Annotated in this window: 17 protein-coding genes; 8 read left to right on the forward strand and 9 right to left on the reverse strand. The window is 67.3% G+C overall.

The window, feature by feature from the left end; all coding sequences use genetic code 11:
* Positions 1-5: 5 nt before the first annotated feature.
* A complete protein-coding gene (locus ACYSM9_RS03270) occupies positions 6-1,784 on the forward strand; it encodes an FAD-dependent oxidoreductase (protein ID WP_461855570.1) in 1,779 nt (592 codons plus the stop codon).
* A 4-nt stretch (positions 1,785-1,788) separates the two neighbouring features.
* Positions 1,789-2,268, forward strand: a complete 480-nt coding sequence (locus ACYSM9_RS03275) for a nucleoside deaminase (RefSeq protein WP_461855571.1) — start codon at positions 1,789-1,791, stop codon at positions 2,266-2,268.
* 134 nt (positions 2,269-2,402) lie between these two features.
* On the opposite strand, the gene ACYSM9_RS03280 is transcribed toward ACYSM9_RS03275, so the two are convergent.
* The 5 genes from ACYSM9_RS03280 to ACYSM9_RS03300 form a co-directional block, all read right to left on the reverse strand.
* Positions 2,403-3,185: an ABC transporter permease gene (locus ACYSM9_RS03280; protein WP_461855572.1), complete on the reverse strand. Its 783-nt coding sequence runs from the start codon at positions 3,183-3,185 to the stop codon at positions 2,403-2,405.
* Positions 3,185-3,922, reverse strand: a complete 738-nt coding sequence (locus tag ACYSM9_RS03285; protein ID WP_461855573.1) for an ABC transporter ATP-binding protein — start codon at positions 3,920-3,922, stop codon at positions 3,185-3,187. Before ACYSM9_RS03285 ends, ACYSM9_RS03280 begins: the two co-directional genes overlap by 1 nt.
* Positions 3,919-4,488, reverse strand: coding sequence for a TetR family transcriptional regulator (locus ACYSM9_RS03290; RefSeq protein WP_461855574.1), 570 nt, complete (start codon positions 4,486-4,488; stop codon positions 3,919-3,921). Before ACYSM9_RS03290 ends, ACYSM9_RS03285 begins: the two co-directional genes overlap by 4 nt.
* Before the next feature lie 95 nt (positions 4,489-4,583).
* A complete protein-coding gene (locus ACYSM9_RS03295) occupies positions 4,584-4,985 on the reverse strand; it encodes a type II toxin-antitoxin system VapC family toxin (RefSeq protein WP_461855575.1) in 402 nt (133 codons plus the stop codon).
* Positions 4,982-5,248: a type II toxin-antitoxin system Phd/YefM family antitoxin gene (locus ACYSM9_RS03300; protein WP_461855576.1), complete on the reverse strand. Its 267-nt coding sequence runs from the start codon at positions 5,246-5,248 to the stop codon at positions 4,982-4,984. Before ACYSM9_RS03300 ends, ACYSM9_RS03295 begins: the two co-directional genes overlap by 4 nt.
* 251 nt (positions 5,249-5,499) lie before the next feature.
* Between ACYSM9_RS03300 and ACYSM9_RS03305 the strand changes: the two genes are divergently transcribed.
* Genes ACYSM9_RS03305 through ACYSM9_RS03320 form a run of 4 tightly spaced genes read left to right on the forward strand, consistent with a single transcriptional unit; the run spans position 5,500 to position 7,834 of the window.
* On the forward strand, positions 5,500-5,847 hold the full coding sequence (locus ACYSM9_RS03305) for a PadR family transcriptional regulator (RefSeq protein ID WP_461855577.1): 348 nt from the start codon (positions 5,500-5,502) through the stop codon (positions 5,845-5,847).
* A gap of 2 nt (positions 5,848-5,849) precedes the next feature.
* On the forward strand, positions 5,850-6,224 hold the full coding sequence (locus ACYSM9_RS03310; RefSeq protein ID WP_461855578.1) for a DUF1048 domain-containing protein: 375 nt from the start codon (positions 5,850-5,852) through the stop codon (positions 6,222-6,224).
* A gap of 3 nt (positions 6,225-6,227) precedes the next feature.
* The gene (locus ACYSM9_RS03315; protein WP_461855579.1) at positions 6,228-7,073 is read left to right on the forward strand and encodes an ABC transporter ATP-binding protein; all 846 of its coding nucleotides are present in this window, start codon (positions 6,228-6,230) and stop codon (positions 7,071-7,073) included.
* Positions 7,070-7,834 (forward strand): ABC transporter permease, encoded by a 765-nt coding sequence (locus tag ACYSM9_RS03320; protein WP_461855580.1) that lies wholly within the window; start codon positions 7,070-7,072, stop codon positions 7,832-7,834. Before ACYSM9_RS03315 ends, ACYSM9_RS03320 begins: the two co-directional genes overlap by 4 nt.
* A gap of 12 nt (positions 7,835-7,846) precedes the next feature.
* On the opposite strand, the gene ACYSM9_RS03325 is transcribed toward ACYSM9_RS03320, so the two are convergent.
* Positions 7,847-8,149 carry a YciI-like protein gene (locus tag ACYSM9_RS03325; protein WP_461855581.1) on the reverse strand — a complete coding sequence of 101 codons (303 nt, stop codon included), beginning with the start codon at positions 8,147-8,149 and terminating at the stop codon, positions 7,847-7,849.
* 247 nt (positions 8,150-8,396) lie between these two features.
* Complete coding sequence (locus tag ACYSM9_RS03330; RefSeq protein ID WP_461855582.1) at positions 8,397-9,059, reverse strand: TetR/AcrR family transcriptional regulator; 663 nt, start codon at positions 9,057-9,059, stop codon at positions 8,397-8,399.
* Positions 9,060-9,157: 98 nt separating this feature from the next.
* Here ACYSM9_RS03330 and ACYSM9_RS03335 point away from each other — a divergent pair, with 98 nt between their 5' ends.
* Complete coding sequence (locus ACYSM9_RS03335; RefSeq protein ID WP_461855583.1) at positions 9,158-9,607, forward strand: nuclear transport factor 2 family protein; 450 nt, start codon at positions 9,158-9,160, stop codon at positions 9,605-9,607.
* Positions 9,604-10,485 (forward strand): SDR family oxidoreductase, encoded by an 882-nt coding sequence (locus ACYSM9_RS03340; protein ID WP_461855584.1) that lies wholly within the window; start codon positions 9,604-9,606, stop codon positions 10,483-10,485. Before ACYSM9_RS03335 ends, ACYSM9_RS03340 begins: the two co-directional genes overlap by 4 nt.
* A 43-nt stretch (positions 10,486-10,528) precedes the next feature.
* Here the strand turns inward: ACYSM9_RS03340 and ACYSM9_RS03345 are convergent, their stop codons facing one another.
* Positions 10,529-11,302 (reverse strand): DeoR/GlpR family DNA-binding transcription regulator, encoded by a 774-nt coding sequence (locus tag ACYSM9_RS03345; protein ID WP_461855585.1) that lies wholly within the window; start codon positions 11,300-11,302, stop codon positions 10,529-10,531.
* An 84-nt stretch (positions 11,303-11,386) separates the two neighbouring features.
* A complete protein-coding gene (pdxA, locus tag ACYSM9_RS03350) occupies positions 11,387-13,750 on the reverse strand; it encodes a 4-hydroxythreonine-4-phosphate dehydrogenase PdxA (protein WP_461855586.1) in 2,364 nt (787 codons plus the stop codon).
* Between the last annotated feature and the right edge of the window lie 176 nt (positions 13,751-13,926).

Genomic DNA, 13,926 nt, shown 5'->3' on the forward strand with positions numbered 1-13,926 from the left:
TTTGCATGATGTCCCCTTCACACACTCCCTCTGAACTCCCGGGCCTGGACTGCGACGTCCTGGTGATTGGTTCCGGAGCAGGCGGCCTGTCCGCCGCCGTGACCGCCGCCTACCACGGACTGAAAGTCGTCGTCGTCGAAAAAGCCGACGTCTGCGGCGGTGCCACGTCCTGGTCCGGCGGCTGGGCCTGGACCCCCGGAAACCCGCTGGCCAAAGCCGCCGGCGTCGATGAAGACCCCGAGCTGTTCCGGACGTACCTCCGCCACCGCCTCGGCGCTCACTACCAGGAAGACCGCGTGGACGCGTTCCTTGAGGCGGTTCCGCACATGGTGGGTTTCTTCCACGACAAGACGAGCCTGCAGTTCGTGCCCGGAGCAAAGATCAAGGACATTTACGGGGACACCCCGGGAGCCGGAACCGGGCACCGTTCCGTGGGTCCAAAACCCATCAACGCACGCCGGATCAAGCCCGCGCTCCGGGCCAGGATGCGCCACCAGCTCTACGAAACCTCATTCCTGGGCATGGGCATCATGGCGGGACCGGACCTGACCAAGTTCCTCTCCGCCTCGCAGGGGAACATCCGGGGGATCTTCCATGCCGGCTGGCGGGTCGCCTTCCACGTCCTGGACCTCCTGACCCACCGGCGCAACATGCAACTGGTCAACGGCACCGCGCTTACCGGCCGGCTGCTCACGTCGGCGGACGACCTGGGCGTGGACATCCGCGTCTCCACCCCGGCCCGGCACCTGCTCACCGATGAGTCCGGGAAGGTGACGGGCGCCGTCGTAAGCTCCCCGCACGGCGAACTCCGGATCAATGCCGCCCGCGGCGTCGTGCTGGCCGCCGGGGGCTTTCCCAATGACGTTTCCCGCCGCAAAGCTCTTTTCCCCAAGACCCCCACCGGCCGGGAGCACTGGACCCTGGCGCCCAAGGAAACCACGGGGGACGGCATCACCATGGCCCAGGAGGTGGGTGCCCGCTTCGAGACCGCGCTGGCGTCCCCGGCCGCGTGGTGCCCGGTGTCGCTGGTCCCGTACCGGAACGGACGCACCGGCACCTTCCCGCACATCATGGACCGGGCCAAGCCCGGCAGCATCGGCGTGCGGCGCGACGGCAAGCGCTTCGTCAACGAAGCCAACGGCTACTACGACTACGTGGAAGGCCTGCTGGCTGCCACCCCCGAGGGCGAAGCCGCGGAAGCGTGGCAGATCGCCGACGCGGAGTTCGTGCGCAAGTACCCGCTGGGCATGGCCAAGCCGCTGCCGGTGCCGCTGTTCCCGTACCTGCGCTCCGGTTACCTGAAGAAGGGCAACACGATCGAAGAACTTGCCGCCGCCTGCGGCATCGATGAGGAGGGCCTGGCCAGGACTGTTGCGGACTTCAACGACAACGCGCGCGCCGGGGTGGACCCCGACTTCAACCGCGGCGCCACCGAATTCAACAGATACGGCGGTGACCCCAGGAACACCCCCAACCCCTCGCTGCGTCCCCTGGAGAAGGGGCCGTTCTACGCGGTGAAAATCGTCCCGGGATCCTTCGGGACCTTTGCCGGGCTGGCGGCCGACGCCAGGGCCCGCGTCCTGGATACCCACGGGCGCCCCATCCAGGGCCTGTATGTGGCCGGCAACGACCAAGCTTCCGTCATGGGCGGGCACTACCCGGCCGGCGGAATCAACCTTGGCCCTGCGCTCACGTTCGGCTACATCGCCGGACGCGACCTTGCCCGTGCCACCCACTACGAGGACGACGGCGCGCCCGCCCGTAACCAGCCCGTGCAACAATGACGCCATGACCCACGAACAGCCCCCATCCATCGCGCCGGCACTGGACAGCAGCGAACTTTCGGCCTTCGAAGCTGCCTATCAGGCCGCGCAAAAGAGCCTGTCCGAAGGCGGCATCCCCATTGGGGCTGCGATTGCCAGGGACGGCGTGGTGATCGCGAGCGGGCACAACGAGCGGGTCCAGAACGGCGACCCGATCGCGCACGGGGAGATGTCTGCGCTCCGCTCCGCGGGCCGGCAGAAGAGCTACCGGGACACCACGCTCTACACCACCCTGGCCCCGTGCGCGATGTGCGCCGGGACCATCATCCAGTTCAAGATCCCACGCGTGGTGGTGGGGGAGGCGAGGACGTTCGACGGCGAGCTGGAGCTTCTGCGGTCACGCGGCGTTGAGGTGGTGGTGCTGGATGACCAGCGCTGCGTGGAAATGATGCGCTCATTCCAGGCGGACAATCCCGGCCTGTGGGCGGAGGACATCGCGGAGTAGGCCCCGATCTTGCCGGACAAACTTGTCAGGGGACAAAGCCGAGCTGGCGGAAGCGTGCCAGGTTATCCTCAATGCCCCAGGCGCCGTCAATGAGCCCGTCCCGGAAGTCGTCCTTCCTGATGCTGCCGGCCTTCCTAGCCTGTGCTGATCTGCATGGTCTTCCACCAGTGCCCGGTGATGGCGACGCCGACGATGGAGACGGGGACACAGAGTAATAGCTGCGGCGCGTTGACTGTTTCGGCGGCCCCGGCACCGCCCATGCCCATCCACAGTCCCGGGGCTGCGTATGGGAACCATGCCCCCGATCCGAACGCCGTCACCACCTGGGTGACCACCACGAGCAGGATCAGGGCGCCGACGCCGGCCAGGTACCCGCGGGCCATGCTGGCCACCAAGGCGAGCGGCAGGGCGAGCAGGACCGTCAAAACCCCGGCACACATGGCCTTGGCGGCAACCATCAGATCGCCGGGGCCGGGAAGCCCCAGGCCGATAATGGTGCCGGCAAGAAAGGCCACCGCGAGGCTGGCCAGGCACAGCAGCACGGCCCAGAGGAGGATCACCGTGAACTTGGCGTAGGCAAGCCGCCGGCGTCCGACGGGCAGGGCGAAGAGGCGGGCCTCGGTCTTTTCGGTGAACTCGCGCCCGAAGCACCAGCACACCACGAAGCCGACGCCCATCAGGTCCCCGACGGACAGCAGCATGCCCACCATGGCCAGATACCCGTGCCAGCCCGTGCCCGTCATCATGGCCGCGGCCTTCAGGCCGATCTGGCTTGACCCGTCGGAGGTCGCGGCCACCATGAACGCTGCCGCGAGCACGGGCAGGGCGATGCCGATCAGCGCGGAAACGGTCCGCACCACGGGCGCCCGGCGGAATTTCAGGGCCTCGAACTCCAGCGCCTGGGCGGAGGCACCCATCACCGCTCCTGTCCGTGCATGTCCCACTGCAGTACCAGGTCAAAGAACACCCGTTCCAGGTCCGAGGTGCCGGGCTGGAGCGTGCCGATGATTTTTCCGCGGTGCAGCACGCTGATCCTGTCGGCCATCCGGGCTACCTCATCCAGGTGGTGGCTGGACACCAGGATCGCGGCGCCCCTGTCCAGGCAGGCCTCCCGGAGCAGTTGGCGCAGCACGATCACGCCGCGCGGGTCCAGGGCGTTGGTGGGTTCGTCCAGGACAACGACGTCCGGTGCGTGGACCAGGGCAGCGGCGAGGCCCACCCGCTGCCTGTTCCCCAGGGACAGGGACCCGGCACGCCTGTCGGCATATTCCTCCAGCCCCAGGCCGGCCAACGCCCGCACGGCGGCGGACGAGGCCGCGACCTTGCCCATGCCGTGCAGCCGGGCCGAGCAGTACACGTTCTCTCGGGCGGTCAGTTCCGGGTACGCGAACGGTGTCTCCAGCATCTGTCCCACCCGTGACCACAGTTGCGTCCCCGCGGCGGGAACCGGGACCCCGGCCAGGGACGCCGTGCCCCGGTCCGGCGCGAGCATGCCCAGCAGGATCCGCATCAGGGTGGTCTTTCCTGCGCCGTTGAGCCCCACAAGGGCGTGGATTTCGGCCGGTCCCACCTCCAGGGACACCCCGTCCAGGACGGTGAGCGCGCCCAGGCTTTTCGTTACCCGATCGGCCGTGATGGCCGCTGCCGCAGTCATGGCCGCCGTTCCGCCCTGGCTGCTTCGCCCAAGAAGTCCAGGGCCATGATGATCCGGTCCCGCAGCCCCTGCCCGTCCGGCTCCGATGCCCAGTCCAGCAGGGCGGCTGTCAGCCCGCCCAGGCAGGCTCCGGCGGCCACCCTCGCTTCAACGCGGTCGACGCCGGTAGCCGCCAAGGAGGTGACAATCAGGTCCTCGGTCCTTCGGTTGTTCTCCCAGATACCAGCCGCGAGCCGGGGGTGGCCGGCGATGAGCCTGATCTTTGCCCGCGTCGCGTCGGCGGTGGGTTCGGGTACCGCGGTCCACCCGGCCAGCAGGCCCCGCCGGACACGCTCCAGTGCCGGTAGCGAGGGGTTCTGGGCGGCGATGAGGTCCGCGATCAGGGGGTCATAGGGATCGTCAAAAACCACAGACTCTTTGGTGGGGAAATACCGGAAGAACGTCATGTGGGAGACGCCGGCCGCGTCCGCGATCTGGGCGACGGTGGTCCCGTCGAAGCCTTGGCGGACGAACAGCTCCATGGCGCGCTCCTGGAGGAGCGCCCTGGTGGCTGAGGCCTTACCCATAGCAAAATGTTAGTCACTAACATTCATCCGGACAAGAGGTCCGGCCGCCGGCAGAGCCGCCCGGCCTGCCCGGAAACCGGCCCAGGAACACCCGCTCAAAGCGGATTGCTGCCCGGCGTGACAGTCCGAACACCTGACTGGGTTGCCGCGCCCAAAAGCTCCTTGTCGAACGCGACCAGCTTGTCTGCCTCAAGTCGTATCGCTGCTGCCAAGTGGATAGCGTCGGCGCTCCGCAATTTCCCGGGCAGGGCCGCGGCGTAGGTAAGGTCGGAGCGGATCAGATCCACGAGGTTGATGCCGCTCAACACTGCGTTGACCAGTTCCGCCGGCAGGCCCCGGCGGTTGGCAGCACAGTGAAGCTCAGCGTGGAGGAGCATCGAGGCGACAAGCTGGTCGCCTGCCTGCGCCGCTGCCGAGAGGTACTCCGCCGTTGATCCTGATTCAGGCTCCTCGACTACCAGCTTCAGCGCGGCAGACGTATCAACGTAGATGATCAACGGCCACCACGGAGATCTGCAAGAATGTCCGCCGTGTCTGCACCGGACGTCACGCGCCGCAGTGTCCGGAAATCAATTGGTCCTTGCGATGCTTGCCGCACACTTCCAGACATGAGCAGTCGCTCGAAGGGAGAAGCCGCAGGCGGGATAAGTGTCGCGGCGACCTCACCGTTGTTGGTGACGTCGATAATCTCGCCGTTTTTCACCCGCTCGAGGATCTTGCTGCTTTGATTCCGTAGCTCACGATGGGGGATAGTTGTCATGACGAAACCTCCGTAGCAAGCGTAGCAGTCTGTGGTAGGTGCGCCAAGGCCCAGTCCATACGCCGTCGCCTCTGGTTGCGCGAGGCGGTCAGTTCTGCCGCTGTGTCAATCCCTTCCGTTCCGGGTCGGCGAACAGCGCTGAATAGCCCGAAAATTTTCCCGCGGGGTGCTATTTAGTATTGCTAGCTACCGGTACTCGTGATTACTATGTACCGGTAGTCAGTAATACCGACTAGCTGAAGGATGTTGCCATGGGTAAACAGATGACGGAGATGCTGAAGGGCACGCTCGAGGGCGTTGTCCTGGCGATCCTCGCCGAGCGGTCCGCATACGGCTATGACATCACCGCACGGCTCCGCGACCAGGGCTTCTCCGACATCGTTGAGGGCACGATTTACGCCCTGCTGGTCAGGATTGAACAGCGCGGCCTGGTTGACGTCGAGAAGGTCCCGTCGGAGAAGGGGCCCCCGCGCAAGGTGTACTCGCTGAACGCACTGGGCCGTGAGTACCTCGACGAGTTCTGGAGGACCTGGACTTTCCTCGCGGAACGGATCGAACAGCTTCACCACACCATCAAGACGCAGGAAGAAGGAGCCTGATCATGGCTGCAAAATGGATCGAGACGCTCACCGGCTCACTTGAGCAGAAGAAGCAGTACAAGCAGGACAAGGCCCGCATCGAGGGGCTTCCCGAACCCTACGCCACCGCGGCAGCCGCCATGCACCGGTACCTCATGTACTACGGCGGCGTCACCGACGGGGACACGCTCATGACCATGTTCGGGGACCTGGCCGACCTGTGGGAGCGGGCCGCCATCGACGGGACGCCAGTACGTGCGATCGTCGGCGACGATCCGGTGGAGTTCGCGGAGACTTTCGCGCAGGCGTACTCCGGCAAGCGGTGGATCGACAAGGAGCGCGAGCGTCTGCGCCAGGCCATCAATACAGCCGCCGGCGACAGCGGGAACGGGAGCTGACCCATGGTCCCGGGGCAGACCCCCGACCCCGCGATCCGGGTGCGGGGCATCGAGAAATCGTTCAAGGACGTGCAGGTCCTCAAAGGGGTCGATTTTGAGGTTGCCGCAGGGAGCATCTTCGCGCTGCTCGGCTCAAACGGCGCCGGCAAGACCACCCTGGTGAGGATCCTTTCCACAGTGCTCAAGCCCGACGCCGGCAACGCCGCCGTGCACGGTTTCGACGTCACCACGAAGTCCGCAGAGGTGCGTGAATCGATCAGCCTTACCGGCCAGTTCGCCGCTGTGGATGAAGTGCTCACCGGCCGGGAGAACCTGGTGCTGATCGCGAAACTCCGCCACCTGAAAGACCCGGCAGCCATCGCCGACGGCTTGCTTGCCCGGTTCTCTCTCACGGAGGCCGGCGATCGCAAGGCGTCGACGTACTCGGGCGGCATGCGCCGCCGGCTCGACATCGCCATGAGCCTGATCGGCAACCCTCCGGTGATCTTCCTGGACGAGCCAACCACCGGGCTCGACCCGCAGGCTCGCATCGAGGTGTGGCAGACCGTCAAGCAACTCGCCAGCAACGGCACGACTGTCCTGCTGACCACGCAGTACCTCGACGAGGCGGAGCAGCTCGCCGACCGGATCGCGATCCTGCATCAGGGCACGATCATCCAGAACGGGACCCTCGCCGAACTCAAGCAACTCCTCCCGCCAGCCAAGGTTGAGTACATCGAGAAACAGCCCTCGCTCGAGGACGTGTTCCTGGCCCTGGTCGGCGGTTCCGGGCAGCCCGGCGCCGAGCCTCAGCCCCTCGCCGGCGAACGGACCGGCGGCAACGCCCGGCCAGGAAAGGAACTTCGATGACCAGCCATGCACTCGGCGACACTGGCGTATTGACTGTCCGCTCGCTGCGCCACATCCTCCGCAGCCCCGACACCATCATCACCACCGCGGTCACCCCGGTCGCCCTGATGCTGCTGTTCGTTTACGTGTTCGGCGGCGCAATCAACACCGGATCCGACGAGTCCTACGTCAACTACATGCTTCCCGGGATCCTGCTCATCACCATTGCGTCCGGCATCGCCTATACCGCGTACAGGTTGTTCCTGGATCTGCAGGGCGGCATCTTCGAACGCTTCCAGTCCATGCCGATCGCCAGGCCCAGCGTGCTTTGGGCGCACGTGTTCACGTCCCTGGCCGCGAACATCGCCTCGGTGGCGGTGGTCATCGGCGTCGCGCTGATCATGGGGTTCCGTACCGGAGCATCAGTTGCGGCGTGGCTCGGGGTGGCGGGCCTGCTGATCCTCTTCACCCTCGCCCTGACCTGGATCGCCGTGATCGCCGGGCTCTCCGCCAAGACCGTCGACGGCGCCAGCGCATTCAGCTACCCGCTCATCTTCCTGCCGTTCATCAGCTCGGCCTTCGTACCCACCGACTCGATGCCCGGCCCGGTCGCCTGGTTCGCCCGGAACCAACCCGTCACCTCCATCGTGAACACCATCCGGGCACTGTTCACGCAGCAACCGGTCGGCGGGGACATCTGGACAGCCCTGGCCTGGCTCCTCGGCATCCTGGTTCTCGGGTACGCTTTCGCGATTGCCAGCTACCGCCGCAAAATCAGCTGAGGTTTGCACCGCTCAAGGGCGGACAGGTGTGGCTGCCTCACTCCCGAGCACCGTGGTCCAGGGGCTGGCGGTCCACTCCGTCACCACGCCGTTGATAACGTAGGGGTCCGCGGCTGCGAAACCTTTGGCGGCCTCCACCGGGTTCTCACCGGTGAAGATCAACAAGCCTTTGAACGGGCCTTCTCCAACAGCGCCGCCCAGCAGAAGCTCGCCGCGTTCGACCGCCTCCCACCCCGCGCGGAGGTGGTCTACGCGGTACTGTTCGCGGCTTTCGAGGTAGTCGTCTGCGTAGGTGTACTCCAGCACGGCGTGCATGCCTGTCTCCTTGTTCTTCGGGGGCGTTCGTTGCAGAAGTAGCCTACCCAAGCGGACCTAACCGCTAAACCGCCGCCACCAAGGTAGATCTCCTCGCGCCGCGGCAGCGGGCCGCCGCAGTGATTCCGTTGGCGTCTGCGCCGCCTTTCACACCCGGCTCGATTGCGCGCAGCGCCTCCCGTTCCCGGCAGGGAAGAAGGACGACAGGATGAGACAAGTGCCGTCGTCGTTCTTTCCCCTTGCCGGGTCAGTCTTCGGGCAGGAGGTGGGCGGCCATCGTCCGGGCCGTAAAGTGCCCGAAGCGGTCGGCGCTCCAGCCGCGTTTGAGGACGAGCGTCTCGTAGAGTTCGGCAGAGGTGCTCACGAAGAAGACATCGGCCGCCTCCTCCGCCGTCAGGCCGGGCCGCAAAAATCCCCGCCCGAGCACCTGGTGCGCGTTGTGCAGCATCCGTTGATACCGTTCGCCGTCCACCTCGCGCAGGAGGGCGGCCATGTCATGGTCCCCGCCCGCTGCGGCATCCCGGATGAGGAGGTACACGGGCGAGCCCAGCGGGCTGACCTCGGAAATGAACCGCCCGAACTGCTCCATGAGCTCGCGCGCGTCCGTGACCGTGGCCTGCGCACGGTCCGACCGCTCCTCCGCCGGGGTGCCGCCGCCTCCCACAAGGCTCTGCTCGTAAATAGCCCGGACGAGCCCCGGCTTTCCGCCGAACGCCTTGTACACCAGCTCTTTGGAGACGGCGGCCCCGCGGGCAATGGCGGCGATGGTGGTCCGGCCGTATCCGTTGGCCAGGAACAGCGACCGCGCCTGCTCGAGCACCCGCTTCCTGGACTCATCGGCGGCCTCCTGCCGGCGCCGCGAGTTATAGCTGCGGGGGCGGGGTTCCGCGCCGTTGACCGCCGGTTCCATCGGGCTTAAACTCCTTGTATCAGTTTGATACAGCTAACTGTATCAAATTCGGCGTACAACCCTCTCCGCCTCCCGCGACGGAAACTAAGGAGCAGATCATGGACGCTTCAGGAATCGAGCGCGTCCCCGAAGGCCCGGTCCGGCGCATGCTGGCCGCGGCCAACCGCCATGACCTTGAGGCCATGGTGTCCGAGTTCGCCGAGGATTACCGGAACACCACCCCTGTGCACCCGGCCCGCAGCTTCACCGGGTCCGCCCAGGTCCGGACGAACTGGACGGCACTGTTCGCCGGCCTGCCGGACCTCGCCCTCACCGTCCATGACGCGGCAACGGGTCCGGACGGCAAAGTCTGGATGGAATGGAGCAACCGGGGCACCCGGCCGGACGGGTCCGTGCAGCGCGCCGCCGGGGTGTCCATCCTCACCGTCCGCGATGGCAAAATCGTAGCCGCCCAGTTCTACCTTGAACCCGTGGACCAGGATTCCGGCGACGTGAACCAGGCCGTCAGAGAGGCAGCCTACGGTGCAGCGGGAGGTGACCGGTCATGATCCTCGTCGTCGGCGGCACCGGCCGCCTTGGCCGCGCCGTGGTTCCGCTGCTGGTGCAGGCCGGCCACCGGGTCCGCGTCATGGCCCGCGGCACGTCCCAGCCCCTCGCCACACCGGCGGGCGACGGCGTCGAACTTTTCCGCGGCGACCTCGCCTCCGAACCGGACTGCCGGAGCGCGGTGGAAGGCTGCACAGCGGTGGTGTTCGCGGCCTCGGGGTTCGGACTGAAGGACTCCGGCCCGCGCGAGGTGGACCGAGACGGCGCCATCCGGCTGGTGCGTGCCGCGGCAGCCGGCGGAGTACAGCACCTGATCATGATGTCCATGCATGGGGCCGCACCCGACGGGCCCATCGACTACCTGCGCTGCAAGGCCGCGGCCGAGGAAGCGGTCCGCTCATCCGGCATGGACTGGACCGTCATCCGGATGGGAGCGCTTCTGGAACAGCGGCTCGAGAACCTGACGGCCGCCTTCGCGTCGAAGGGCAAAGTGCCTGTTTTCGGCTCCGGATCCGCCCTGGTGACTTTTACCTCAGTCCAGGATGCGGCCGCCGTGGTGCTCCGCGCCCTCCGCGACCCGGCACTGCGGAACCGCATCATCGAATGGGGCTCGCAGACGCTCACCGGCAACCAGTTGGCGGAGGCCGTGCTGGCCGGGGCGGGACATGGCTCGGTTCAACGGATCCCGCCCGCCGCCTTGCGGCTGCTCTCCGTAGCTGCCCGGCCGTTTTCGCCGTTCCTCTCCCGCGTGGCTGGGGCCGGCGTCTGGGAAGAATCCGGGACGGCGGCCTTCGACGTTGCTCCCGGGCGCGCCGAGTTTCCCGACATCCCGGTCACCGGGCTGCAGCAGGTCCTGGAGGCTTCCGGCGCCCCGGGATAGCCGGCATAGGGATGGTCAAAAACGCCCGTCCTGGCAGCGGGCCTTACCCGGAAACGGAGGCCACCTCAACCTGTACCCCCGCGTCGCGGAACTTCTGCACCTGGGCGGGGTCGGCGCCGTCGTCCGTCACCAAGGTCCACGGCAGCGCCAGCCGCGCCCAGGCATGGAACGGCCGCAGCCCCAGCTTGGAGGAATCCGCCAGGACGTAAACGGACCGCCCGCGCCGGGCCATCAGCTCCTTGAGCCGGGTCTGGGCGTGGTCGGCCTCGCAGATGCCGTCCTCGGCGGTGACGGCGTCGGCGCCCAGGAACACCCGGTCGAAGCTCATCCGCTCCAGCGCCGCCTCCGCCAGCGGCCCCACGAAGCTCTGCGAGACACCGCGGAGCCGGCCGCCCAGGCAGTCCACCTCGATGCCCTCGGAATCGGCGAGCTCCTGCAGGGTGTTGATGCCCGGCGTCGTCACGGACAACGGGCCGAACCCGCGCAGCTCATGGGCCAGGGCACCCGCGGTGGAACCGGCGTCGAGCAGGATGTTCTCGCCGGGCTGGATCACGGACGCCGCCCACCGGGCGATCGCGTGCTTCTGCTCGAACGCCTCGCCGGTGCGCTGCCGCAGCGAGGCCTCGGGGTGCGCGCCCAGCGCCATCGCCCCGCCGTACGTGCGGGCCAGCCGGCCCTGCGAATTCAGCAGCGCCAGGTCACGGCGGATGGTGGAGGCCGTCACCTCAAACTTGGCGGAGAGTTCCTCCACGGAGGCCAGGCCGCTGGTCACGGCAAGGTGGTAGATCTCCTCGCGCCGCGCGTTTGCGCTGAGCATTCCCGGTCTCCTTCCCGTGGGCGTGGTAACCATGCTAATCACCAATGGGTTTCGACAAGCTCAACCACCGGGGTTTCGACAAGCTCAACCACCGACGACGGACGGCCGGGTGGCCATCTCCGCCGCCTGGTGCAGCGCCTCCACCATGGACCGGGAATCCGCAATGTTCTTCCCGGCGATGTCGAACGCGGTGCCGTGGTCCACAGAGGTGCGGATCACCGGCAGGCCCACCGTGATGTTCACGCCGGCCTCGATGCCCAGCACCTTCACCGGCCCGTGCCCCTGGTCGTGGTACATGGCCACCACCAGGTCGTAATCGCCGCGGCCGGCCAGGAAGAACAGCGTGTCCGCCGGCAGCGGGCCCACCGCGTTGATCCCGTCCGCCTGCGCCGCCTTCACGCCCGGCTCGATCTTCTCCGCTTCCTCGCCCTGCCCAAACAAACCGTTCTCACCGGCGTGCGGATTGATGGCGCACACGCCGATCTTCGGGTTCGGGATGCCCGCCCGGACCAGCGCCTCGTGGCCGCGGCGGATGGTGCGCTCCACCAGGTCCGGGTTGATCTTCCGGATCGCATCCATCAGCCCGATATGCGTGGTCACGTGGATCACCCGGATCTTGGGCGTGGACAGCATCATGGACACTTCCTCCGTGCCCGTCAGGTGCGCCAGCAGCTCGGTGTGCCCCGGGAAGATGTGCCCGGCGGCATGCAGCGCCTCCTTGTTCAGCGGCGCCGTGCAGATGGCCTGCACCTTGCCCGCCATCGCCAGTTCGCTGGCCACCCGGATGTACTCGTACGCGGCGTGCCCGGCCACGGGGGAGAGCTGGCCCCACGGCAGGTCCTCCGGCAGCAGGTTCAAGTCGATCACGTTCACCCGGCCCGGCGTGAACACCGCGTCCTCCACGTCCTGGATCACGGCGATGTCCGCCTGGACGCCCACGATTTCCGCGGCCTGCCGCAGCCGCACCGCGTCACCCACCACCACGGGCCGGCACTCGGCCAGGATGCCCGCATCCAGCACCGCCGGGACGATCACCTCCGGGCCGATGCCGGCGCCGTCGCCCATGGTCACGGCCACGTAGGGGAGGGGGTTCTTGGTTTCTTCAGTCATTGTTGCTCCAGATTGTTCGGAAGTCGTGCGGGGAAGGGTGGTGGCGGGAGCCGGCGCGGACCGGAGCTCCCGGATTGCGTCATACAGCTGCAGGAGGGCCAGGTCGTCGCCGAAGCTGCCGGGCTTGGTGCCCACCAGCGTCCCGTCATCGGCGCGGCTCAGCACGGCCCCGTGTTGCACCGCCGCGAGCGGCACCAGGCTGGAGCGGCCGACGGCGTCCAGGACTTCCCGGGCCGTCTCACCGCCGGTGAGGATCAGGTCAGCCGCGCTTGCCTTCGCTGCCTCGGCGGCGAACGAGGACAGGGCCTGGACGATGCGCGCCGAGTCAGACGGGCCCAGTTTTGAGGGGGCAAGTGTGATGGCTACGCGGCCGCTTGCCCTCAAATCGGCTGAAAGCTGGGCCAGTTTGGAAGCGTAGGCATCCTTGGCACCGGCGTGCTGGGGGTCCAGCCGTACCACCGTGAAGCCGTTGGCCTCCAGTTGGACCAGCTGCGCCTGCGCGGTCTGTGAAGCGGAGCCGACGACGGCGAGCACCGGCCGTGCGGTTTCCTGCGGTCCCGGGGTGGTTGCGTCAGCCGCAGCCGCACTTTGCGCATTTCGCGCAAGTTGTGGAGCCAACTGTTGGGCGAGGACATCGGCCGCCCCGCCGGTACCCACCAGCACGATGCGGCGGCCGCCGGCGGAGAAGTGCAGGTCCAGCAAGGCTTCGGTCACGGACTCCAGGTCCTGGACGGTTCCGCCGTCTGCGACCACGACCTGCGGCCGGTTGGAGTTCAGCAGCCCGGCCAGCCTGCTGGTCAGCGAGCCGGACCGGACCGCAGCCACATCCAGGACCGGGACCGAGGCCGGGTCCGTCGGGCGCAGCAGCGACGCAACGTCCGCCGGCGGGGCCGAAAGCTCGGCCTGCCACAGGTCCGTGTCCGCCAGGGGAATGCCGGCCACCAGCGGCCGCCCGTTCACCACGGAACGCTGTAGCTGGGGGAGTGCCCCCGCCACCACGGCATGGAAACCGAGGCTGGTCAGCGCGGAGATTTCGCTGCGGATGTTGCCGCGCCACAGGGAGTCCATCTTCTTAAACAGCACCTGGGCCCCCGATGCTTCGCGGCCGGAGAAGGCGTCCTTGACCAGCGCCTCGGCGGCCGGCTCGGCCAGCCCGCGGGAATGCGTATCCGCCACCACAACGTCGGTGGCGAACCCTCCCAAGGAGGCGCCGCCGTCGTGTGTTGCTGAAGTACCCGCGCCCAGCAAGACCTGCGCGGTCAGCCCATGGTCTACAAAGCAGTAGCCAACCTCGGCGGCGCCGGAGAAATCGTCGGCCTGCACAAATACGGAAGCCACGTTGCTCCTCTCGGTCGATAGTCGGCTGGTACCCGCTGAATGCGGGAAGCTCCCCATCATCATGACACGGTTGCGCGTTTCACGCTAGAGGGGTTGCGCAAATCGCGCAGGAGTGGCAAAGTGATGGACACAACATTCGGCGCGGCCAGTTCCGGCAAGCAGCCGTCCCCCAACCT

It is taken from the genome of Arthrobacter sp. C152 (assembly GCF_054890965.1).